The following is a 22,217-nucleotide window of genomic DNA, read 5'->3' as shown; positions in this document are numbered from 1 at the left end:
CAGACACACTCCCGAACGCGGACAGAGGATCGCTCTTCCTCTGTATCGTCCGGTCGGGCCGTCATGCCCAAACCAATCGCGCCAACCGGCACGATCAACGGTGCTGGCGGCCTGAGCTACTCGTTTGCCGGCGCAGGAGTCTCGGCGGCCGGTGCGGCGGTCTCTCCGCTAGCACTCTCAGCCGAGCTTGCCGTGTCGATCGTCGGCGTAGCTTGCGAGGGGGCTGGCGCTGACGAGGCGGATTCCGCAGGAGCCGCTTGCGCAGCCGATTCGTCGAGCTCGCCGCGGGCACGCCGCCGCTCTTCGATCTGTGCGCGGAATTCTCGCTCGGTGTCAAAGTTCTCGATGATGTTCCAGAGCGGGAAGTCCTCGGGCACCTCTTCGTCAAGCTGTTCGAGCACGCGGTTGTAGTCGTAAATCATGTACATGACGTCGTCGCCGGTCGTGCCGTCCGGATCGGATAGCTGCGGGAACTCGGCGAATACGTCGGCCCAGCGTGCGAAGGCCTGCTCGTAAAGCTGCTTGGCTTGTTCAACATCGGCCCGCTGATCAAACGCTTGGCGGGCCCTGAAGATCAGCTCACGCGCGTTGACGGCCGCTTTGGACTGCTCGAACTGCGAACGGAGCATCCAGTAGTCAAAGTTGGCGGTGTCCTTATAGGCCTTTATAAACGCCAGCTTGCGTTCGGTATCACGGAGCTCGGCCGCGAGACGCTGCGCTTGGCGATTCTTCTCCGGGGCCTCGGTTGCGATCTGGTCGGCGATCTTCTGCGGCGTCACTTCCAGGATCCGTTCGGCCTCGCTTGAGAGCTGGTACTGGTCCTCGTCGCGATCGGCGGGCGGGATCTCGAGCGCGGCGAGTTGCTCAGGGGTCAGCGTCTTGCGCGCCTGAGCAACGATCCGCTCGCTCACGCCTGCGACCATTCCGCTGAGCTGTTCCGTTAGCTCCGTGACCCTCTGTTCGACCTCGTCTTGCTCAGCATAGCGCAGCACGACTCCGGTGGAGTGCTCAATGGGGCGTGTTGCGAACTCCTTCCATTCCTGCTCGGAGAGCCGCCAGCCGGCGACGCTCCGCTGGAACAGGCCATCCTCTCCGATGGCCTCGGAGTAGTTCATCTGGCTTTTAGCGGGGCTGGAGTAGAAGACGATCGGGCTCTGTTTGCCGATCGACTGGCCACGCTCATCGACCGCGGCAACCGCTTCTTCGTACCAAGCCTTGCTCCGCAGCCAGTTGTCGCGCTGCGTCGGCGGACGGTCCTCAGGATGATACTCCGTGTCCGCCTTAAACAGACGTCGGTACTGAACCTTCTCGTCACTGCGGCCGATCTTCTGACCGAGCACCCAGCCTAGCTCCCATAGCAGCTTGGGGTTGTCGCGGTTGTAGCGCGCGCCCTGTTGCAAGAACTGAATGCCTCGGCGGACCCAGTAGTATCGGTCTTTGTAGTCGTCGAATTCTACCGAGACGTTGTAGCTCAGGTTCCACGCTTGGTATTTCCAGAACGTGATGAAGTTCGGCTGGAGCTTGGCAAGCTGTTCGAGCGTGGCGGTAAGGTTGGTCCAGTCTTCTTTCTTCTTGTACTCGTTGGCGTTGTTCCACAGCAATTGAACCGCGAGGCCCCGCAGGCCGAGTGTCGCGAGCTTGATTGTTTCACTGGCCGGATCGATCTCTCCCAAGTCGGCCTGCCCAAGACGGTGCTCAGCGCGGAGCTGCGAGAGCACGCCCCCCTTGGAGTTACGAGTCGCCGGTGAGCTGAGCAGCGAGAGCGGCACCAACAGCGCGGCGATAATGGCACCGTAGGTGACCTTACGATAGAAGCTTCCGCGTTGATTCACTTGGCGACCTCACGCGCCCGCAGGCAGAAGTATCCGATCACGAACGCCCCAACGACATACGCCAGGCAGACAATCAGGTCGCGCGTCAGCGCGTCGGCCGGGATCGAGAAGCCCTCGGCCACAAAGTTGACGCGGCCCAAGAATGTCGAGAAGTCCGGCAACACGTACGACAAGCCCAGCATCATCTTGGCCAAAACAAAGTCGATGCCCTTCATCACACTGACCGCGCTCGACGGATCGAACGGGCTCATCTGGTTCATCCCGGTCACCATCCGCACCGCGGACTCGACCGGCCCGCCACCGTAGGACTCAAGCTGGGCGATCTTCACAAAGAACTCGCGGTTCAGCCCGAGCACCAAGAACGCCACCGTAAACAGCATGGCAATCGGTCCCTTGAGGAACGTGCTCGCGGTCACCGCCACGGCAATGACGATCACCATCTGCATCCAGATGCTGAGGTAGCCCTTGATGAAGTTCCACAGGGGTGACCCCTCAGGACGCCGCAGATAGCAGTCGGCCTGGGCAAAGCCGAAATACTGGTTGCGATCCAGCGCTTGAACGATCACTTCCAATCGGCCGTCTGGCGTGACGAGGTCCTCGAGGATCGTGATCGGCAACTGATCGGTGCTGGTTTGCTCGTTGGCAAAATCGAACGAGTCGATCGTGGCATCTTTCGCGTAGAACGTCCGCAGGTTGGTTTTCACCTGCGTGTCCGGGTTGCGGAGCTGGATGCTGCCTTGAATCCCGCGCTCGATCTCCCCCTTGTACGAACGGTAGACGCGAACGATCAACTCAACGGGCAGGTACTCGCCCCCGCCATCGGCGTACTCGACAAGACTCGATTTGCTGACCCCTTCAAAGGTCCACACGGCGGCGGCTTGTGTGGCACCCTGGATGAAACTCCGGTAGGCCCACTCGTTACCAACGCTGATGCCGCGGGCCGTTTCGACCCCTTTGCGGTCGTAAAAGCGCAGCTTGCCCCGCTGCGGCACCCGGGCTCGAAGGAACCCTTCAGCCGGGCCGATCTCGAGCCGGTCTCCGTTCTGTGTCACCTGATGGGTATGCGAATGAGCCCCTTCGGCGACGCCCGACCCGTCGGTATCGATGGTCAGATCGTGCTTGTGATAGACGTCGTAGGACGTCAGGCCGCGTTGGCCGAGGGACTCGCCATCGGGGCTGCGCAGGGCTTCGAGCGATTCGATATCGACCCGGTGGGTATGTGCCAGCGAGCCGTTCACAAAGACCCAGCTGCCCAGGCCCATGATCGCCAGCAGCACGGTCCCCACGAGGGTGAAGCCCAGCATCCGGCCCAGCACGATATCGCCGGCACGGACCGGCTTGGTAACGATCGTGTAGAGGGTCTTCGTGCGGAAGTCGGCCGGCAAGCTAAACGCCGCCAGCAACAGCGACAGCAACAAGATCAGATAGGTGGTCGCGGTGAGCACAAAGCTCAGGTACAGGCGTGCCGGTTGGGTGTTGTTGGCCTTCAGATACCAACTGGCAAACAGCAAGATCAGGCCGAACACCACCAGCGCCACCCAGACTCGGCGGCGAACCGACTCTTTGGCGGCCACCGCTGCCAGCGCGGCAACGCGGCGGAACGACGTGCGCAGCAGCTCTCCGACACCGCCCACGATGGTGTTGTAGGCAATTTCGCCCGCGCGAATCGGCCCGTGCCGCACGAGCGACACCAGAAACCCGCCAACGAGCGCCAGCACAAAGACGGTCGCCACGACGATGGCGAACAGCACCAGAGCGCCTTCGCCATCGGCGAATGTCGCGCCCTCACCGCGGAGCAGCCACGTGAAAAACGGTAGGACTTCCTTCTCTAAGACCATCGTTCAGCGAGCGGTCCAGGGGGAGTGCAGCTTGGCAAAGCAGGGATCAAGCGAAAACGCGAAGCGGCGTGGAGATGAGTTGGGGGGTGTCGCCCAAAATCGCTACCGCGGGCGACGGAGGGAACAGGCGTCAGCCTCCGTCCGCTTTGGCCGCGGTGCCCACCACCCGGCGACCCGGTCGCGCTTCGCTATCGCTAACGATCGACAAGAACAGGTCCTCGAGCGTGGTTGTCGGGTTGGCCATCTCGAGCAGCTCGCCCTCGTGGCGAGCGATCACGTCGCGTAGCTCGTTTTGGCAAGCGTCGGTGAGGTTGCGAGCGCGGATCTGCGTGACGTCTTCAACGGTCAACAGAGAATCCACGCGGCCCAGCTCCTTGAGCTCTCCCTGGTGGAGGATGGCGATCCGGTCACAGACGTCCTGCACATCGGCCAGCAAGTGGCTGCACATGACGATCGTTTTTCCCTGGTCGCGTAGCTCAAGGATCATGTCCTTCATCTCGCGCGTGCCGATCGGGTCCAGACCACTGGTCGGCTCGTCGAGCAGAATCAGGTCCGGATCATTGATTAACGCTTGGGCCAGACCGATCCGGCGGGTCATGCCCTTGGAGTACTCGCGGAGCTGGCGTTTGCGGGCCCGCTCGATCTTGACGAGCTTGATCAGCTTCTCGATGCGTTCTTTCCGCACCTCGGGCGTGATGTCGAACAGCCGGCCGTAAAAATCGAGGGTTTCCTCGGCATTCAGGAATTTGTAGAGGTACGACTCCTCGGGCAAGTAACCGATCCGCTCGTTCTTCGAGACGTCGGTCGCGTCCTTGCCGAGCACCAGAGCACGCCCCTCGGTGGGGAACAACAGCCCCAGCAAGAGCTTGATCGTGGTCGTCTTGCCCGAGCCGTTGGGGCCCAATAGGCCGAAAATCTCCCCCTTGTAAACCTCCAGATCGAGTGCCTTGAGGGCGCGAACCTTCTGGCGACCCCAGAAGTCACGGTAAATCTTGGACAGGGCACGCGTCTCGATGACCGCTTCGGCTGGCATCGGGTTCCTCGGTCGTATCCGGTCGGGGGGGCGATTCGGCAGCAGGGAGTCTCACTCCCTCCCGCGAGCTAACGATAAGCCCCCCATCATAGGTGCGGGGCCTCTCCTGCCGCAAGGATTCGGGCAGCGCCTAACTCAGCAGAAACGCAGCAGGGCGTAACGTTTGCGCCCGCTTCTGAGGACCGTGACGGACTCGCTGGCTAGATCGGCGGGGGTGAGCGTCCGTTCGAGCCCCTCCACGCGGCGATTATTGATGTAGGCTCCCCCCTGCTCGACCGTTCGCCGAGCCTCGGCTTTGCTCTTGGCGAGCCCGGCCGCGATCAGGGCTTCGACGATCGGCAAACCTTCTCCCGACAGGGTCGAAAGCGGGCACTCGCCGGCCGGCACATCGGCAAAAAGCTGGCCCAGCACCCGATCGTCCAGCCCCTCGACCTCGGCTCCGCCGAAGAATACCGCTGTGGCGCGCTGGGCGACCGCGACTCCCTCTTCGCCATGCACCAGTCGGGTCAGCGACTCAGCGAGACGCTTTTGGCTAAGCCGCTCAGCCGCGTTCTCGGCCCGCTGGGCGTCGAGCGAGACGATCTCTTCCAGCGGCAACTCGGTCAGCATCCGCAAGCAGCCCCCCACGTCGGCGTCGTCAACATTCACCCAGTACTGGTAAAACTCGTACGGGCTGGTGCGCTGAGGGTCGAGCCAGATGGCCCCCGACTCGGTCTTGCCCATCTTCGTGCCGTCGCTCTTGGTCAACAGCGGCCACGTCATGCCGTACAGCTGCTGAGCGTGCATGCGGCGGGCCAGATCGATTCCGGCCGTGATGTTGCCCCACTGGTCGCTGCCGCCCGCCTGCAGCTCGCAAGACTCGGTTTGTGCCAAGTGCACAAAGTCATAGGCCTGCAGCAGCATGTAGCTGAACTCGGTGTAGCTCATACCGGCGCTGTTGTCGGCGTCGCCACGCCCCAGCCGGCTCTTAACCGAGTCCTTCTGGAGCATAACGTTAACGGGAAAGTTCTTGCCGATGTCGCGAAGGAACTCCAGGTAAGACCATCCGCCGGTCCAGTCGAAGTTGTTCAGCAGCGCTGCCGAAGCAGGGCCCGGCTCGAAGTCGAGGAATCGCCGCATTTGGCTCGCGATTCCTGCGACGTTGGCTTCCAATTGCTCGCGGGTCAGCAAATTGCGTTCGGCGCTTTTGCCGCTCGGATCACCGATCATGCCCGTCGCGCCGCCCACCACCGCGATCGGGCGATGCCCCGCCTGCTGAAAGCGGCGCAGCACGATCAAACCCAGCAGGCTGCCCACATGCAGGCTGTCGGCGGTCGGATCAAACCCCGCATAAACCGTGCGAGGCTTCGCGGCAAGCCAAGCCCCCAGTTTTTCATCCGTAGACTGATGAACGAGCCCGCGGGCTTGTAGTTCTTTAAAGAAGTCCATCGTGGGGATTCCGCCGGTACTTGCTGTTGATGATCGTTCGCCGATGATTGGGGATCGCCGCTCGGATTGCCAGGGGCGTGGCTGCGACACGCCCCGCGAGCCCCCCCGATCACCCTGCGGTTAACGCCACAAGTCGTCATCCTCGAACGGATGCGACGGCTTCTGCGGCTTTGCGACCGACCGTGTCGCAAGGATCGCAGCGGCCAGGCGGAGGTCCTCCTGGGTCGTGATCTTCAGATTCTCGGACGAGCCTTCAACGATCACGACACGATGACCGTGTCGCTCGATCAGCTGGGCGTCGTCCGTCACGGGGCTCCCGCCTGCTTCGTACGCGCCGTTCAGCAAGTCACGCTCGAAGACCTGTGGCGTTTGCGCGGCCCAGAGCCCTTCGCGGGGGACCGTTTCCTCCACCTCGGGAGGATCGGTGCTGCTCGCCCGTTTGAGCGTTGCAACCACAGGCGAGGCGAGGATCGCGGCACCGCTTTGGCGGGCCGCGGCAAAGACGCGGTCGATGTCCTCGGTGGTAACGCAGGGGCGGGCCGCGTCGTGGATCGCGACATGGGTGGCTTGGCTGGAGAGAGCATCCAAGCCCTTGCGAACGGAATCGGAACGCAGAGCGCCCCCTTCGCAGAGCGCCACGCCTAGAAAGAGCAGGTTCGCACCGAACTTCGTCTGAAAGGCCTCGCGATCTTCCGGGGCAACGACAACCACCACCTCGGCAACGTCTTCGCGATCCTTAAAGCGATCGACCGCGTGCATCCAAACGGGCCGACCCTCGAGCGGGGCGAACGGCTTCTTGTAATGGGGATCGCCAAAGCGCGAGCTCTGCCCGGCGGCGAGAATCAGGACGGCAAAGCGGCTCACGCGGGGATCTCGTTGTTTTGCTTCGGCAATAGATCGAACAATCGGCTAGCAACCGCCCAGCTTAGCGGAAGGTTCGCTTCGCTGCCGCTACCCCACGGGCCGCGATCGCCTGATCGATCGCCACGCGTTGAGCGGGGGACAAAGACCACCCCAGCGCGCCGGCCGATTCGCGGATCTGTTCGGGCCGCTTCGCTCCGCACAGCACAGCGGTCACGCCGGGCTGTGTCATCGTCCAGTTCACCACCAGCTGCGCGACAGTCACACCTGCCTGTTGGGCGATCGCCCGCAGCGCCTCAACAAAATCTTGGTTGCGCTGCCACTCTTCGCCCTGAAACATCGGGTAACTGCGGCGGTTGTCGTGCTGATCAAGTTCTTCGTCGCGTGGCAGCCGACCAGCCAGCAACCCCTTCATCAGGGCCCAATAAACCATCACCGCAACACCGTTCGTACGACACCAGGGGAGCGTCTCTTGCTCGATGTCGCGTTGCAACAGGTTGTAAGGCAACTGCACCGCCGCCAGCGGGCAAGCCGCGGCGAACTCCTTGATCTGGGGCAGCGTGCAATTGGAAGCACCCACCGCCCGGGTTTTGCCCTCCGCCATAAGCTCCGCCAGGGCCACGGCCGACTCGCCGATCGGCACCGAGGGGTCGGGAGAGTGCAGATACAGCAGATCGACCGAATCGACGCCCAGCCGCTGGAGCAGTGTCTCGCACTCGGTCCGGAGGGTCGCGGGGCGACCGTCATGTGTCATCTGCGGAACGCCTGCGGCATCGGCTTCGTAGTGAATTCCAACTTTCGAGGCGAGCACGACTTCGTTGCGTCGACCCCGCAGCGCTTCGGCGAGAATCCGATCGCTCTCGCCGTTTGGCCCGTACACGTAAGCCGTGTCGAGATGTGTGACTCCCGCGTCGAGTGCAGCGTGCACGGTGGCAACGCCGTCAGCGTGGGTAGCCCCCAACGTCGTCACGCCTGCCATAGGCCAGCAGCCCAACGCGACCGGCGCAAACGGCTCGGGGATTCCCGCCAAGCGGCGGTCTTTGGCAGCGGCACTCGGAATCATGATGCCGGCTCGCGCGAAGGGCCCGCAACGGCCGGACGTCCTGCACCCGAGGGGCGCTGCGGTGTGTAGAGACAGCAGTTATCGGGACAGACATCGTGGTTGGCGGGAAACTGCCCGATCGCGCGGCGCTCGGGCGATTCGCCCCGCTCGGTGGCGATGCGTTCTTCGATCAGTTCGCGCATCATGCCGACAAAGCGTGGATGGATGCCGGCGGTGGCGGCTCGGCGGAGATTCACGCCCAGCTTTTCGCACAGGTCGCGCGCTTCGGTGTCCAGATCGAAGAGAACTTCCATGTGATCCGAGACGAAGCCGATTGGCATAAGCACCAAGTCGTGGAGCCCCCCCTGCCGATGCAGCTCTTCGATCCGATCGCACACGTCGGGCTCAAGCCACGGTTGCTGGGGAGGGCCGCTGCGGCTTTGGTAAACCAGCTCCCAATCCTTCACGCCGACCGCCTCGGCGGTAAGCCGACTCGCCTCGTGCAACTGTACGGCGTAGCGGCAGTTGTCCGCCATCGAGTTCGGGATGCTGTGGGCCGTGAAGAGCACCTTGGCCTCAGCGCGGCGCTGCGGATCCATGGTGGCCAGCTCACGCTCGAGCGCCTCAGCCTCGACCGCGATAAACTCAGGATGATTATAGGGCATCCGCAGCTTATCAATCTGCGGGGCCCCCGCCCCCACGGCCTCGCGTGCGCGGTGGATGTCTTCGCGATACTGCCGACAGCCCGAGTAGCAACTAAAAACGCTCGTGAAGAACGCGAGGGAGCGTCGCCGCCCATCGGCCGCCATCTGCCTGAGCGTGTCCTCGAGCATCGGTTGCCAGTTGCGATTCCCCCAGTACACGGGCAGCGGCGGCCCGTGGGTGGCCAACTCCGCGTTGATCGCGGCCAGAAGTTGGCGACACTGTTCGTTGATGGGGCTCACCCCCCCAAAGTGCTGATAGTGATCGGCAACCTCCAGCATCCGTTCGCGGGGCACGTTCTTGCCCCTCAGCACATTCTCCAAGAAAGGCATCACATCGTCGGGGCCTTCGGGGCCTCCGAACGAGACCAGCAGCAACGAATCGTAGGGCAGTGATTCAGCCATCGGGGAATCTCAAGCAGACGGAACGACAAACTGAGCTGGCAGAGCGAGAGGCCCTCGGCGAAGCAATCACGAGGGGGGGACCGTACCGCGACTTTAGCGCAACCAAGGCTTGCCGGCCACCACCGCCCCCGCTTGTTTGCCACTCCGCGAACAAAACGGCCCCCCGCGGCGGCATTGGAGGGGGCGAGAACCGCACCGATCGAATCGAGAGGGGCCCCGCATCGCGGCGTTGCGATCTGCTGTTGCTGTGGAGCGACACCGGCGGGGCTCAAACCAAGTCCCTGAATAGCAAAAGAGCCCGCGGGGCAATCAAACCGCCGCGGACTCTGCTCACTTTGATAGTGACCCCAACGGGGTTCGAACCCGTGTTGCCGCCGTGAAAGGGCGGAGTCCTAGACCACTAGACGATGGGGCCTCGATAGGGAGGGGCGAAACGGGGTATCGGGGAAGCCGCGTGGCAAGCACACGAGTGGCCCGATTGCCGTTTCAGGCAGCGAAGCTAGGCAAGGCCGCGACGCGCGTCAACCCAACAGGGAACAGCACCCGTCGCATTCCCCTGTAGGTTAGCGTTTTAAGGGGCTCGCCAGGGGTCTTTTACCGCTCGATTCTGCAGCCCAAGGAGGCGGGGTGCGAAGAGCTTGACCCAGACCGCGAGAATCAGAAAAAAGCGTTGCGCACAGCCTCAACAAGCCGGCAACTGATCCGGGCTGTCCGGCAGCAACACTCCAAGCAGCGGAGCGACGAGCCCCGATCGATTAGTCAAGCGGAGGCAATCGCCTCATCCAGCTTATGGCTCGCCTCGGTCATCTGGCTTGGCCAGGTGCAAACCGCTGGTTTGGCCAAGTGCAGGCCGCGATCAGCTTTCCGCCCCTTCAGCGGGCGCAGGAGCGGGAGAATCGGGGGATTCAACCCCGGCCCGACGGATTGCCTCGTACACCTCGTTGCGGTGCACCGGCACTTCCTTGGGGGCTTCGATCCCCAAGCGGACCTTGTCGCCGCGGATCTCAACCACGACGATCGTGATATCGTCGTTGATGACGATGCTTTCGTTTTTTTTACGCGACAATACCAACATGACGATTCCTTCGCTCGATTCGGCGTTCCACGCCCTGTAGTGAGGTGACAGCCGACTCTCGGGGGTGGGGGAACCGAGAGCCGCCGTTAGATCTACTGTGGTGCTGGTTGAGTCGGTAAGCTGATTGACCGTGCGAACAACGGGTGACACGAACGCTTGCTGACACTGTCGCGTTTTCTAGCGCCGGCATCAGCCTTCACGTGCTAGCACCCGGTCCGCTCTGCTAACAGCGTACCACTTATTCTTTGCATCGAGGGGTTGACAGTCAAGAATCCGGGTGAATTGAGACCGATTTACTGCCGCTGAGCCACCATTTTGCGGAAAACCGCTTCCCTGTCACCCCCATTCGGGCCCCTGCCCCCCCACCCCCGACCACAATACGCTTAGTCGCGGCGTCCGGGATCGGTCGGCCCTGTTGCCAACCCCAAGCTGGCGAATAGGGTTCTTCAGGCTCGGTTCCCCCCTGCTAAGGAGCTTCCCCCTGCGGTGGTGCTCCCCGTCCCCCCTACATCGCCATCCCGCCGCCTCGATTCGGCACTCCCACGACGGCTGTTGGTTTATGTCCGCCCGCCAAGCTCCCCTGTGGCCCTGGCTCGACAACGTTGTGCGAACGCTGTGGACCGTTGGCAAAGGCATGTCACTGACACTGCGCACGTGGCTCAGCACGTATCGCACCGACCGACGCACTTTTACCGAGGCTTACGAGTATCCCGAGTTGCCGGTAACGGTCGCCCCGCGCTACCGGGGCTATCACCGCTTTGACCTCACGACCTGCATCGCGTGCGATCAGTGCGCGAAAGCTTGCCCGGTAGATTGCATCTACATCGGCAAGGAACGGGTCACCAACGGCAAGGGCTTCAAAGTCACGGGCTACACGATCGACTACACGAAGTGCATGTTCTGCGCGCTCTGCGTCGAGCCGTGCCCCGTGGACTGCATCTTCATGGGAGGCACGCACGACCTTTCGAGCTACAGCCGCGACGGCGCGATCGTCGATTTCGCGCGTTTGCCCCTTGAGGTTGCCTGGGGGAAGGCGACACTCAACCCCACCGCGATCGCCGCTTCTAAAACGATTACCCAGGTCGCCCACCAAGGTCCGAACAGCGAGGGTTGAAACGCGCCGCGAAATTCCTGTTGGGGTTCGCGTTACATCAGCCGCGTCGCCTAAAGCTCTTTGAAACGGTAAGTCCTGCCGCCTCTATGGTCACTCCCACCACAATCGCCGCCTACCTCGTGCTGTTCGCGGCGGTGGCGTGCGCGTTTGTGGCGGTGAACTTGGCGGTGGGGAGACTGCTGCGACCCAATCAGCCCAGCCCCGAGAAGAAAGAGATTTACGAGTGCGGCGAACCGGTCATCGGGTCGAGCTTCGTACGGTTCGATATCCGTTTTTATGTGGTCGCGTTGCTGTTCATCATCTTCGATGTGGAAGTCGCGTTCTTCTTTCCGTGGGCAGTGGTGTTTGGCAAGGCCAGCCAGATCGTCGCGGCGGCTGACACCGCTGCCGCGTCGCCCGCAATGGCCGAGGCCTCTGCCCAGGTGATTGCTGCCCGACTCTCCGAGCTGACGGCAACGCCGCTCGCGGTGTCAGCCGCCGAGCTGCCCGGCATCGGAAAAGCCGCGTCGGGCCTCGTGTGGGGCGGCGTCTTGGACATTGTCCTGTTCTTCATGGTGCTGATGGTCGGCTTTGCCTACGTCTGGAGCCGAGGAGACCTCGACTGGGTCCGGACGACCATCAACCAGCCGCTGCGAAACGATTCTCCCGATGTGCCCAACAAGGCCGAAGCCGCGTAAGCTAATTGACACGCTGAACCGCGGGGCCTTTCCAAGCTTGACGCAACTACTCCAAGCTTGAGACAACAAGCCGTTTCGCCAGCGGAACGCCCCGCCCCTGCCGTAAAAAAAACCGAGCGCGTCTTGCAACACGACCCCGCGATCTCCGAACAGCTCCGCGAGCGTTTTCCGGAGGCGGTCGTTTCCGCTTCCCCAGGCCCGATCGATCCGTGGATCGAGATCGCACCGGAGCGATTGGCCGAGGTGGCCGCTTGGTTGAAGAACGATCCGGCGCAAGACTACGACTATCTCAACGGCCTGTGCGTGATTGACTACTTCACGGCCGACAAGAAGCTCGCCGAGGCGGTCGGCGCGGCGCGGCTGGTGGTTGTTTACCACCTGAGCAACTTGTCGCGCAAACGGCAGCTCACGCTAAAGGTCACGCTCCCGCGATGGGCCAACGCTGCAAGCGAAACGCCCCCCACGCTGCCTTCGCTTGCCGCTCTCTGGGCCACCGCCGAGTGGCATGAGTGCGAAGCCTACGATCTTTCGGGGGTCGAGTTCACCAATCACCCCCATCTGCGGCGAATCCTGTGCCCCGAAGACTGGGTTGGCCACCCGCTTCGCAAGGATTACCAAATGCCACTTGAGTACCACGGGATCCGCGGCAGGTGAACCTCATGCAAACCTCAGTGGAAGACCCGCGGGTCCTGGAGTTCGACGTCCGCACGGACGAGATGCTCGTCAACATGGGGCCCCAGCACCCCAGCACCCACGGCGTGCTGCGTCTCGTTCTGCGGACCGACGGCGAGGTCGTCTCGGAAGTGACCCCCCACATCGGCTACCTGCACCGGTGCGCGGAGAAGATCGGCGAGAACCTCGCGGTTCGGCAGTGGATCCCCTACACCGACCGGATGGACTATCTGGCGGCGATGAACATGAATCTCGGTTGGTCATTGGCCGTCGAGAAGCTGCATGGCTACGCTCCGCCCGAACGGGGCCGCCACTTGCGGGTGATCATCGCCGAGCTGGGCCGCATCGCGAGCCACCTGGTGGGTATGGGGGCTTATGGCTTGGATCTCGGATCGTTTAGTCCCTTCCTGTACGCCTTCCGCGAGCGGGAGAAGATTCTCGATCTGTTCGAGCAAGCATGCGGTGCCCGGCTGACTTACAGCTACCTGACTCCCGGCGGAGCCACGGCCGATCTTCCGGCCGGCTGGACCACGCGGTGCCTGAAAATGCTCGATGAGTTCGAGCCGATCCTGCCCGAATACCACACGCTGCTCACCTCGAACGCGATCTTCGTGAAGCGGACCTGCAAGGTCGGGGTGCTGACCGCCGACCGTGCGATCTCGTACGGAGTGAGCGGCCCGGTGCTGCGTGGCAGCGGAGTCGATTTCGACCTCCGGCGCGACGGCGAGCCCTGCTACACCCAGATGTACGCCGGCTACGACTTCCAGGTCATCGTTGAGCGGGCCGGCTCGTACCCCGCCACGACCGGCGCACCGCCCCCCCCGCCCGAAGCGGTCCTAGGCGATTCGTGGCACCGTTTTTACGTGCGGATGCTGGAAGTCGTGCAGTCGATCTCGCTGGTGCGCCAAGCGATCGCTCTCTACGAGGCCGAAGAGGGTCTCGATCACGGGCAACCCTTCAAACTGGGAGCCAAGCTCCCCGTGGGCGAAACGTACCTCGAAACCGAAGCGCCCCGCGGGCAGATGGGCTTCTATCTGGTGAGCCTCGGCCAGCCCAACCCGTGGCGCGCCCGCGCTCGCAGCAGTTCGTTCTGCAACCTGTCGGTGATCGGCGAGATCGGCCGGGGGTGCCTGATTGCCGACATCCCCGCAATCGTTGGCTCGCTCGACATCGTGATGGGCGAAATCGATCGCTAAACCGGCGCGGAGATACGCGGACAGGGTGGTTTGCGACGACTCGACCGATTCGGCTCAGCAGCGCCCGCACGAAATCTGCTCATCGCAAAATGCCTTCGTGTCATTGCCTGGGAGATCGGCGGCGCTGCGCGACAGTTCTCGCGGAGGCGTGATGAGCACGCATGTTATCGCGAGACGCACCCCCGAGCGGATTACCGTTGAGCCTGCGTCACCTTGTAGCGCGGCGCTGGCGGCGTAATAGTTAGTAGTAGACCGGTTTGGTCTTCGTCAGCTCTCGGCCCCCTCACGCACAATGGCTGTCACTCTCAATCGGGCGCTGGACGCCCTAACGGGGTGGCTCGTCGGGTCCATCGGCGACGACGCCGCGTGCGGCTACGCTCTGGCCGCCATTCTGCAGGCCGGCATGCTGTTGAACCTCGTCGCGATCAGCGGCTTGGTCTTCATTTGGCTCGAGCGCAAGATCGCCGGCCGGATCCAAGACCGACTCGGGCCAACGCGCACCGGCGGCCGCTTCGGCTGGTTGCAGACCATCGCCGACGGTCTGAAGCTGCTGTGCAAAGAAGACCTCATGCCAGGCAAGGCCGATTGGCTGCTCTTTCGGTTGGCACCGTACATCGGCTTGGCGGCGTCGCTGTCGGCTTTTTTGGCGCTCCCCTTTTCTGGCATGCCCCACCCGTTTGTTGCACAACGGCTGGATGTGGCGGTCTTTTTTGTGCTCGCGGTGCTCGGGCTGGAAGTTTTCAGCGTGATCCTCGCGGGGTACTCGTCGGCCTCGAAGTGGTCGCTGTTTGGCGCGATGCGCGAGGCGGCTCAGGTGGTTAGCTACGAAGTCCCGCTGGGGCTGTGCGCGGTAACGCCGGTGATGCTCGCCGGCAGCATGGACCTGGTCACGATCGGCGACGCCCAGCAGGGCGGCTTTTGGAACTGGTACCTGCTGCACAGCCCCTTTGCTTTCATCACGTTCGGCGTGTACTTCACTTGCGCAACAGCCAGCGTCAATCGAGCCCCGTTTGACCTCGCCGAAGCCGAGAGCGAACTCGTCGGCGGTTTTCACACCGAATACAGCGGGCTGCGTTGGAGCCTCTTCTTTCTGGCCGAGTACGGCTCGATGATGCTGGTCAGCCTGCTGGCGGCAATCCTGTTTCTGGGCGGTTGGCACGGCGTGCTTCCGCTGGGGCTCGGCTCGGGGGGCTGGCTTGAAGCCCTGTTGGGGACCGGTATCGGTGGCTACCTGGGCGCCCTGCTCGGGCTGGTTTTGCTGCTGACCAAGGGGCTCTTATTGGTGATCTTCATGATGTGGGCCCGCTGGTCGCTCCCCCGCCTGCGCATCGATCAAGTGATGACCACCTGCCTGAAGTACTGCACGCCGATCGCGGCGGTTTGTTTCTTGGGGGCCACCCTCTGGCAGGCCAGCCTTCCCAATGGTTTGTTGCTCCGCCCCTACAACGCTGAACTTCTCCGTGCCCAAGCGGCGGGGCCCGTCGCAACGCCGCCGGCTGACGTGCTGATCGTCGATACCGCGGGGGGACGGCCGTGATCTGGCACTCGTTCTTCTTCGCTCTGTTCGCGGCGCTGGCGTGCGGCTTTGCCCTGGCGGTGGTGCTCACGTCCAACGTGGTGCGGATGGCTTTCTATCTGGTGCTGTCGCTCTCCGCGACGGCTGGGCTGTACTTTCTTGCCGGTGCCGACTTTGTGGGATCGATGCAGCTAATGATCTATGTGGGCGGCACCCTCGTGCTGCTGATCTTTGGTGTGATGCTTACCGCCCAAGAAGAATTTATCCGCATCTCAACCCGACCCGCCGAAGTTGCGCTGGCCGCGATGGTCGGGCTCGCCCTCTTGATCCTGCTATCGTCCGCGGCCTTTCGCGTCCCCGCATGGCGGGGCGACACACCTGCCGAACGATCGCTCGCGCTCACGCCGCAAACTGTCGGGCCGATTGCGATGGCCCTGCTCGGTCTGCGTGTTGATCAAGCCCCCCCAACCGCAGACTCTCCCCCTAACGATCGCCCCGGCTACGTTTTGATCTTCGAAATTATCTCGGTCCACCTGCTGGTGGTGCTTGTCGGTGCCGCGTATCTGGCGCGGGGAAGGATCGGGGCCAACTCACTGGTTCGGCAAGATCCGAGTCAGCCGGCCAGCGATCTGGACGACCTTGCCGACGCTGACCCTTCGGGCAGCGAATTGCTGGAAGCCTCGCAAACGCTCGATTCACCTGCTGAAACGGGGGCCTAACCATGCTTGCTCTGCCTAGTGACACACTGCTGCCTTTGCTGCCGATGGCCAGCCTGCTGACATCACCGATCGGCGTCGCGCACTACTTGGTTGTCGGAGCCGTTCTGTTCACCGCGGGAATCGTCTGCATGGCTACCAAACGCAACCTGCTCGGCGTGCTGATGGGGGTCGAACTCGTCCTCAACGGAGCCAACATCAACTTCGTGGCGATCGGCAGCCCCTATCTCCGGGGCGATGCCGCCACGCTCGGCCTAGATGGCCAACTCATGGCGTTGTTTGTAATCGTCCTGGCCGCCGCCGAAGCCGCCGTAGCGCTCGCCATTGCGCTCAACTTTTACAACACCGTCGGGACGATCGATGTGGACCGCGCTAGCCAGCTACGCGGCTGAGACGGCTCAATCACTCTTTCTGCTGCCTGACTTACAAAGCGATCCAAACTACGCGCCGTGAACGGTTTACCCCTCTTACCCACCCTGATGCTCGTCGCGTGGCTCGCTCCGCTGGCAGCGTTTGTCGCGGCAGCGATCGTCCCGACGATCGAGCACCGCCGCCGCGGCCGCGTGAGCATCGCAACCGCCCGGGCCGTTGCTCAAGTAGCAACGGCTTGCAGCGTGCTGAGCCTCGGCCTTGCGCTCGTGGCGCTTGCCGCTTGGGTGTGGCGCGGTAGCGATCAACCGCCAATCGTGGGCGATTGGTTCCGGTTTGTTCGTGTTGGTCCGCTCGATCTATCGGCCGGCTATTGCTTGGACACGCTCTCGGTCGTCATGACGACGGTCGTGACCCTCGTTGCCACATGCGTACACGTTTACGCCCGGGGCTACTTCACCGAAGAAATGGCTCCCGAAGGGGTTGTCGATTCGGAGGTGCTTAGCGGCACGCTGCCGCTGCAGCGCGAAGGCCGACTGCACCGATTCTATCAGCACCTGAGCCTGTTTCTGTTCAGCATGCTGGGCCTCGTGCTGTCGGGCAACCTGGCGATGACCTTCGTGTTCTGGGAACTCGTTGGACTCAGCTCTTACTTATTGATCGGCTTCTATTACGAACGCGAAGCCGCTGCCAACGCCGCCAGTAAAGCGATGCTGGTCAATCGTTTGGCAGATGTCGGGCTGCTGCTGGGCATGATCGCCCTGTGGAACGCGACGGGCGGGTTAGTGTTCATCGATGGCGAAGGGGGCGGTCTGCTGTCCGCTGGCCAAGCCCTACGCGAATCCGGGGGGGCGAATTATCGAATGCTCTGCTGGGCCGGGCTCGGTTTGTTCTGCGGCTGCCTCGGTAAGAGCGCTCAATTCCCGCTGTGGACCTGGCTGCCCGACGCCATGCAGGGCCCCACCCCCGTCTCGGCGCTGGTTCACTCCGCAACCATGGTCGCCGCGGGCGTCTTCCTCATCGGCCGTGTGTATCCGCTGTTGACTCCCGAGGTGCTGGTAATCGTCGCCTCGGTAGGAGCGCTAACGCTTCTGATCGGGGCGGTGCTTGCCTGTGCGGCGGCCGACTTTAAGCGGGTGCTCGCTTTCTCGACGATCAGCCAGCTCGGTTACATGATGCTCGCTATGGGGCTCGGCGGATGGGTCGCCGGGATCTTCCACCTCATGACCCACGCGATGTTCAAGTCGTTGCTGTTCTTGGCAGCCGGTGCCGTGATCCATGCGACCCATTCGGGTGACCTGGCGCAACTGGGCGGGCTGCGCCAGCGGATGCCCCGCACGGCTTGGCTCACGGGGATCGGCGTGCTCGCCATCATGGGGGCAGGCATCCCCGGCTTGGGCCTCGGCCTCAGCGGCTTCTACTCCAAAGACCTGATCTTTGAACAAGCTATTGGCTTCTATCGGGCCAATTCCTGGGCCGGCTGGCTCCTCGTGGCACCGACGATCGGCGCGGCATTAACCGCGTTCTACATGGGTCGGTTGTGGTTGCTCACCTTTGCCGGCAAGCCCCGCTCCGTCGCTGCCGCCGAGGCACACGAAGCCGCGCCGACGTTGCTGCTTCCGATGCTCGTGCTCGCCGCACTGGCGATCAGCGCCGGTTGGACACTGCCGGGCCTGAATGCCTCGCTCGCGGCGCTGCTCGATGCTGGTTCACCAGCGCCTCACCAACTCACGGTCGGCACGCTCTGGCCAGAAGCGGTCATCCCCGGCGCGCACGACCACCACGCCCCGGGGATCAAGCTCCGCGCGGGGTTGCTCGCCCTTGGAGCAACGGCTGCGGGACTCGCGCTGGTGGGGATTTCTCGCCTGCGCGGGCGGCTTGCCAACCCGCTGGGGGCCGGCGTAGTGCAGGCGCTCGACCTGCGTACGCTGCCCGCTATCAACCGCGGCTTCGCCACTTCGGTGCGTTCCTGCGGGACGTTCCTTGCCGAGGCAATCGATCGCTGGACGATCGACAACTCGCTGATCGGTTTCACCCGGGGTCTGTGGCGTGGCGGTGTCGCGCTGCACCGGATCGAAACCGGCAGCCTCCGTCACTACATCGTCTTCCTCGTGTTAGGGGTAGTGTTCCTCGGTTCGCTCGCGATCCTCGCCGTAGTGTGAATCCGCCCCGCCACCGCCACTTGCTGAGAACACCGCTTGCCGAACGCCGGCCGCCTTACCGAAGCACCGCCACCGTTTCTTCTTCGCTAGCTCCGCGATGACCACCACGCCCCCGCTCACACTGCTGCCGATGCTGGTTACCCTGCCAGCCATCGGGGCGTTAGGGTTGCTGATCGCGCCGGTAAGCGCAGCGGTTTCGCGCCGACTGACCCTCGGCCTGATGCTGTTGGTGGCCGCTTTGGCGGCAACGCTCTTGGGCGTCGATACCGCCCCGGGTCCGCGACTCTGGCTCGCCGACTGGGCACCTTCGATCGGCACCCAAGCGCTGTTGGGAATCGACGGGCTGAGCCTGCCGCTGGTGCTGCTCACCGCAGCCCTCTGTCCGCTAGCGCTGCTCGCGAGTGAAGCCATCAACCAGCGAGTCAAAACATTCTGCGTGCTCATGCTGCTGCTCGAGACCGGCATGCTGGGCGTCTTCTTGTCGCTGGACTTTGTGCTGTTCTACGTCTGTTGGGAACTGATCCTGATCCCGATGTATTTTCTCATCGGGCTCTGGGGAGGAGCGAACCGGCAAGCGGCGGCGCTCAAGTTCTTTGTCTTTACCCTGATCGGCAGCTTGCTGATGCTGGCGGGCGGACTGATCGCCTACGGCCACAGCGATCTCACCCCGTTAAGCGCCACTCAGCTCGCAGCCGCGGGGGTCTTCGGACCCCATGCTGTCGCCAGCAGCGGGGCCGAGGCCACGGCGATGCAAGAGGCTTGGCTTGCCACGGGCAGCCCCAGCGCAACCAACTTTGACCGGGCCCAGGCTGAGGGACACGCACTGCGTTCCTTCAACCTGCTAGCGCTCGCGCAGATCGGTAGCAGCACCGATCAGTTCGCGGTGCCGCTGTTCGGCGGCCACAATGCGGCGTGGTGGGCTTTCGTGCTGTTGCTGGCCGGCATGGCGATCAAACTGCCCGCGGTTCCCCTGCATACGTGGCTCCCCGCTGCGCACGTCGAGGCCCCAACGGGCGTGTCGATGCTGTTGGCCGGGGTGTTGCTAAAACTCGGCGGCTACGGACTGGTGAGGATCGCTTGGCCCCTGTGTCCCGCCGCTGCGGCGGAACTGGCGTGGCTTGTCGCCGGCGTAGGGGCAATCAGCATCGTCTGGGGAGCACTAGCGGCTCTCGCACAAGATGACTTCAAGCGCCTCGTTGCCTACAGCTCCGTTAGCCATATGGGCTACGTCTTGCTGGGGCTCGCCGCGGGCTCGGTGGCCACCTCATCGGGCGGAGCCTGGCTTGCCGAGCGGTGGACGCTCGGTGCCACAGGAGCCGTGTTTCAGATGGTGGCCCACGGCGTCACTTCTGCCGGTCTGTTCTTTGCCGTGGGAGTGGTCTATGAACGCTTCGGCCATCGCGACTTGCGCCGACTGGGGGGCCTCATCAACCCGATGCCCCTCGGCAGCGGCTTGGCAATCGTGCTGTTCATGGCAAGCCTCGGCGTTCCCGGGCTGTGCGGTTTTGTGGGCGAGTTGCTGCCGCTGCTCGCCGCTTGGCAAGCCCACCCGCTGGCAGTGGCCGCTGCGGCGGCCGCAACCGTATTAACGGCGCTGTACACACTGCGCGCGATTCGCTTGGCCTACTTCGGAGCCGACGCTCCGCCCGACGATCCGCGCGCGCTGGAAGCCAAACCGCTTCGCGCAACCGAGATCCTGGTGCTGGCACCCTTGGCGTTGGCCGCCATCGTTTTGGGCGTACGCCCCCAACCGCTTCTGGAACGCATCGAGCCCGCGATCGCCGCGAGGGCGCACGCGTTGCAAGCACCGTCGCACACCTCCGCTACCGCTAAGCTTCCCACTTTCTTGCCCCTCACGCGCCACGATGCTCCCGACGCTGGTCGAACAACTCGCCGCTGACTCGTTCCGAGTCAGCCTGCCGGCGATGCTGCCCGAGATCGCGCTGTGCGCGACGATCGTTGGCATGCTCTTGGCCAAATTGCTGCCGGGCTTGCGCCAGCTCGATTCGTTCTGGTTCGCGCTGGCAGGAACGGCAATCGCTGCGGGTCTCTTGCTGCGCGAGGCCGCGGGAGGGCTGGGAACGATCGGCTCGCATGAGCTGTTCACCGGCATGCTGGTGCATGACCCGCTGGGAGTTTTCGCCCGTGGGCTGCTGCTGTTGGTCGCCCTGTTTTTTGTTCCGCTTGTGAAGATCACCGGTTTGGCGAATCGCCACGAGGCGCAGGACCTCTTCACGCTAGTGCTGGGTGCGCTACTCGGCATGTGCCTGATGACGCGCGCGAATCACTTGATGATGGTCTTCCTCGCGGTCGAGATGGCGAGCGTGCCCTCGTACGTGCTGGTGGGGATCGTCAAGGGACGCCGCCGCGCGGGCGAAGCAGCGCTGAAGTACTCCGTTTATGGTGCCGCTGCCGCGGGCGTTATGCTCTATGGCATCAGTTTGGTCGCGGGGGTCCTCGGCACGGCGCATCTGCCGACGCTAGGGCAGCGGCTGGTTGCGGCCGCATCGCTGCCTTCATCGGACGAGCAACTAGGCGTGCTGATGGTGCTCGCCCTCGGCGGGGTTCTCACGCTTGTGGGAATCGCCTTTAAGCTGTCCGCGGCACCGTTTCATTTCTGGGCACCCGATGTGTTTGCGGGCGCTCCCGCGGAGGTCGGCGGATTCCTTTCGACCGCTTCGAAAGCGGCCGCCTTGGTTTTGCTGGTGCGTCTGCTTGTGGTAGCCGTCCCGCACAACGCCCTGCTCGCCAGCACCCACAAAGAACACGCAACGAATGAGTACACGGTTTCTTTCGCGAGCGTTCCGCCCTCGGCAGCCGTGTCTGACGAGCCCGTCCGCAGGTTCTTGACCGTCGCGATCGCAGGCGTGGCCCTGTTAACTTGCACGCTGGGAAATCTCGCCGCGTTCGGACAGACCAACGCAAAGCGACTCTTGGCTTATTCGACGATTGCCCACGCGGGTTACTTGTTGATGCCGTTGGCAGCGGCCACGCAGTTGGCGGGGACCGACCCCACCGCGGCGAACGCCGCGATCGGTGCCATGCTCTTCTATGCGGTCGGTTACGTCTTCATGAATCTGACTGCGTTCGCGGTTGTGGCCTTTATACGAAACGCCCACGCCACCGAGAATCTGGCCGACTACGCGGGCCTGGCTAGCGTTCTGCCCTTTGTTACAACTGCGCTCATCTTCGCGGCGCTAAGCCTGCTGGGCCTGCCCCCGCTGGTGGGTTTTTTCGGCAAGCTGGGCGTGCTGCGCAGCCTCGCCGAAGCGTCGGGCGGGCTGATGATGCTGCTGTTGGTGGCGGCGGTGCTCAATACGGCCGCATCGGTCTTCTACTATCTGCGGATCGTGAAGCTCACTTGCATCGATCCGCTGGAAGGAGACCCGCCCGCCGAATCGCTATCGCTTGTAGCGCGCGGGTGGCTCGTCCTCGCGACCATGCCACTGCTGCTGCTTGGGCTATTCCCCGAAACGCTCGCTCGCCTCGCTGCAGAGGCCTCGCGCGGGCTTTTCGGCTAGCCTGCCACCAACCAGACAGCCGGGTGAGCGACTAACTGACAGGCAAGATAGGCAGCACT

At 63.3% G+C, this 22,217-nt stretch carries 18 protein-coding genes and 1 tRNA gene; 10 read left to right on the top strand and 9 right to left on the bottom strand.

Going from position 1 to position 22,217, the window contains the following annotated elements:
• Positions 1-116: 116 nt before the first annotated feature.
• The 9 genes from Pla111_RS01505 to csrA all read right to left on the bottom strand — a co-directional run bounded on the left by Pla111_RS01505 (position 117) and on the right by csrA (position 10,215).
• Positions 117-1,832: a hypothetical protein gene (locus Pla111_RS01505; RefSeq protein ID WP_146570682.1), complete on the bottom strand. Its 1,716-nt coding sequence runs from the start codon at positions 1,830-1,832 to the stop codon at positions 117-119.
• Complete coding sequence (locus Pla111_RS01500) at positions 1,829-3,670, bottom strand: hypothetical protein (protein WP_146570681.1); 1,842 nt, start codon at positions 3,668-3,670, stop codon at positions 1,829-1,831. The genes Pla111_RS01505 and Pla111_RS01500 overlap by 4 nt, the downstream gene beginning before the upstream one ends.
• Positions 3,671-3,800: 130 nt before the next feature.
• Positions 3,801-4,703, bottom strand: a complete 903-nt coding sequence (locus Pla111_RS01495) for an ABC transporter ATP-binding protein (protein ID WP_146570678.1) — start codon at positions 4,701-4,703, stop codon at positions 3,801-3,803.
• Between the two features lie 135 nt (positions 4,704-4,838).
• The gene (gene tyrS / locus Pla111_RS01490) at positions 4,839-6,131 is read right to left on the bottom strand and encodes a tyrosine--tRNA ligase (protein ID WP_146570676.1); all 1,293 of its coding nucleotides are present in this window, start codon (positions 6,129-6,131) and stop codon (positions 4,839-4,841) included.
• A 120-nt stretch (positions 6,132-6,251) separates the two neighbouring features.
• Positions 6,252-6,995 carry a 2-C-methyl-D-erythritol 4-phosphate cytidylyltransferase gene (ispD, locus tag Pla111_RS01485; protein ID WP_146570675.1) on the bottom strand — a complete coding sequence of 248 codons (744 nt, stop codon included), beginning with the start codon at positions 6,993-6,995 and terminating at the stop codon, positions 6,252-6,254.
• 61 nt (positions 6,996-7,056) lie between these two features.
• Positions 7,057-8,055: an aldo/keto reductase gene (locus Pla111_RS01480; protein ID WP_146570673.1), complete on the bottom strand. Its 999-nt coding sequence runs from the start codon at positions 8,053-8,055 to the stop codon at positions 7,057-7,059.
• Positions 8,052-9,140: a ferrochelatase gene (locus Pla111_RS01475; RefSeq protein ID WP_146570671.1), complete on the bottom strand. Its 1,089-nt coding sequence runs from the start codon at positions 9,138-9,140 to the stop codon at positions 8,052-8,054. The genes Pla111_RS01480 and Pla111_RS01475 overlap by 4 nt, the downstream gene beginning before the upstream one ends.
• 342 nt (positions 9,141-9,482) lie before the next feature.
• Positions 9,483-9,555: transfer RNA gene (locus Pla111_RS01470), tRNA-Glu, on the bottom strand.
• Between the two features lie 441 nt (positions 9,556-9,996).
• Entirely contained in the window at positions 9,997-10,215 is a 219-nt protein-coding gene (gene csrA, locus Pla111_RS01465; RefSeq protein ID WP_146571538.1) for a carbon storage regulator CsrA, read from the bottom strand.
• A gap of 559 nt (positions 10,216-10,774) precedes the next feature.
• On the opposite strand from csrA, the gene Pla111_RS01460 reads away from it, so the two are divergent.
• From Pla111_RS01460 to Pla111_RS01415, 10 genes are all read left to right on the top strand, one after another.
• Positions 10,775-11,329: a NuoI/complex I 23 kDa subunit family protein gene (locus Pla111_RS01460; RefSeq protein WP_231930548.1), complete on the top strand. Its 555-nt coding sequence runs from the start codon at positions 10,775-10,777 to the stop codon at positions 11,327-11,329.
• An 86-nt stretch (positions 11,330-11,415) separates the two neighbouring features.
• Entirely contained in the window at positions 11,416-12,006 is a 591-nt protein-coding gene (locus Pla111_RS01455; RefSeq protein WP_146570669.1) for an NADH-quinone oxidoreductase subunit A, read from the top strand.
• Positions 12,007-12,129: 123 nt separating this feature from the next.
• Complete coding sequence (locus Pla111_RS01450; protein ID WP_197524659.1) at positions 12,130-12,660, top strand: NADH-quinone oxidoreductase subunit C; 531 nt, start codon at positions 12,130-12,132, stop codon at positions 12,658-12,660.
• A 5-nt stretch (positions 12,661-12,665) separates the two neighbouring features.
• Positions 12,666-13,874 carry an NADH-quinone oxidoreductase subunit D gene (locus Pla111_RS01445; RefSeq protein ID WP_146570665.1) on the top strand — a complete coding sequence of 403 codons (1,209 nt, stop codon included), beginning with the start codon at positions 12,666-12,668 and terminating at the stop codon, positions 13,872-13,874.
• A 292-nt stretch (positions 13,875-14,166) separates the two neighbouring features.
• On the top strand, positions 14,167-15,411 hold the full coding sequence (locus tag Pla111_RS01440; RefSeq protein ID WP_146570663.1) for a complex I subunit 1/NuoH family protein: 1,245 nt from the start codon (positions 14,167-14,169) through the stop codon (positions 15,409-15,411).
• Complete coding sequence (locus Pla111_RS01435; protein ID WP_146570661.1) at positions 15,408-16,109, top strand: NADH-quinone oxidoreductase subunit J family protein; 702 nt, start codon at positions 15,408-15,410, stop codon at positions 16,107-16,109. Before Pla111_RS01440 ends, Pla111_RS01435 begins: the two co-directional genes overlap by 4 nt.
• Positions 16,110-16,111: 2 nt before the next feature.
• Positions 16,112-16,498 carry an NADH-quinone oxidoreductase subunit NuoK gene (nuoK, locus tag Pla111_RS01430; RefSeq protein WP_231930546.1) on the top strand — a complete coding sequence of 129 codons (387 nt, stop codon included), beginning with the start codon at positions 16,112-16,114 and terminating at the stop codon, positions 16,496-16,498.
• Positions 16,499-16,555: 57 nt separating this feature from the next.
• On the top strand, positions 16,556-18,637 hold the full coding sequence (locus Pla111_RS01425) for an NADH-quinone oxidoreductase subunit 5 family protein (protein WP_146570659.1): 2,082 nt from the start codon (positions 16,556-16,558) through the stop codon (positions 18,635-18,637).
• Between the two features lie 97 nt (positions 18,638-18,734).
• Complete coding sequence (locus tag Pla111_RS01420) at positions 18,735-20,537, top strand: complex I subunit 4 family protein (RefSeq protein WP_146570658.1); 1,803 nt, start codon at positions 18,735-18,737, stop codon at positions 20,535-20,537.
• On the top strand, positions 20,503-22,158 hold the full coding sequence (locus Pla111_RS01415) for an NADH-quinone oxidoreductase subunit N (RefSeq protein ID WP_146570656.1): 1,656 nt from the start codon (positions 20,503-20,505) through the stop codon (positions 22,156-22,158). Before Pla111_RS01420 ends, Pla111_RS01415 begins: the two co-directional genes overlap by 35 nt.
• Positions 22,159-22,217 lie beyond the last annotated feature (59 nt).

Source organism: Botrimarina hoheduenensis, from assembly GCF_007859815.1.
GTDB classification, from domain to species: Bacteria; Planctomycetota; Planctomycetia; order Pirellulales; family Lacipirellulaceae; genus Botrimarina; species Botrimarina hoheduenensis.
Note: the sequence above shows the minus strand (reverse complement) of the source record. Positions and strands in the feature narration are given on the sequence as shown.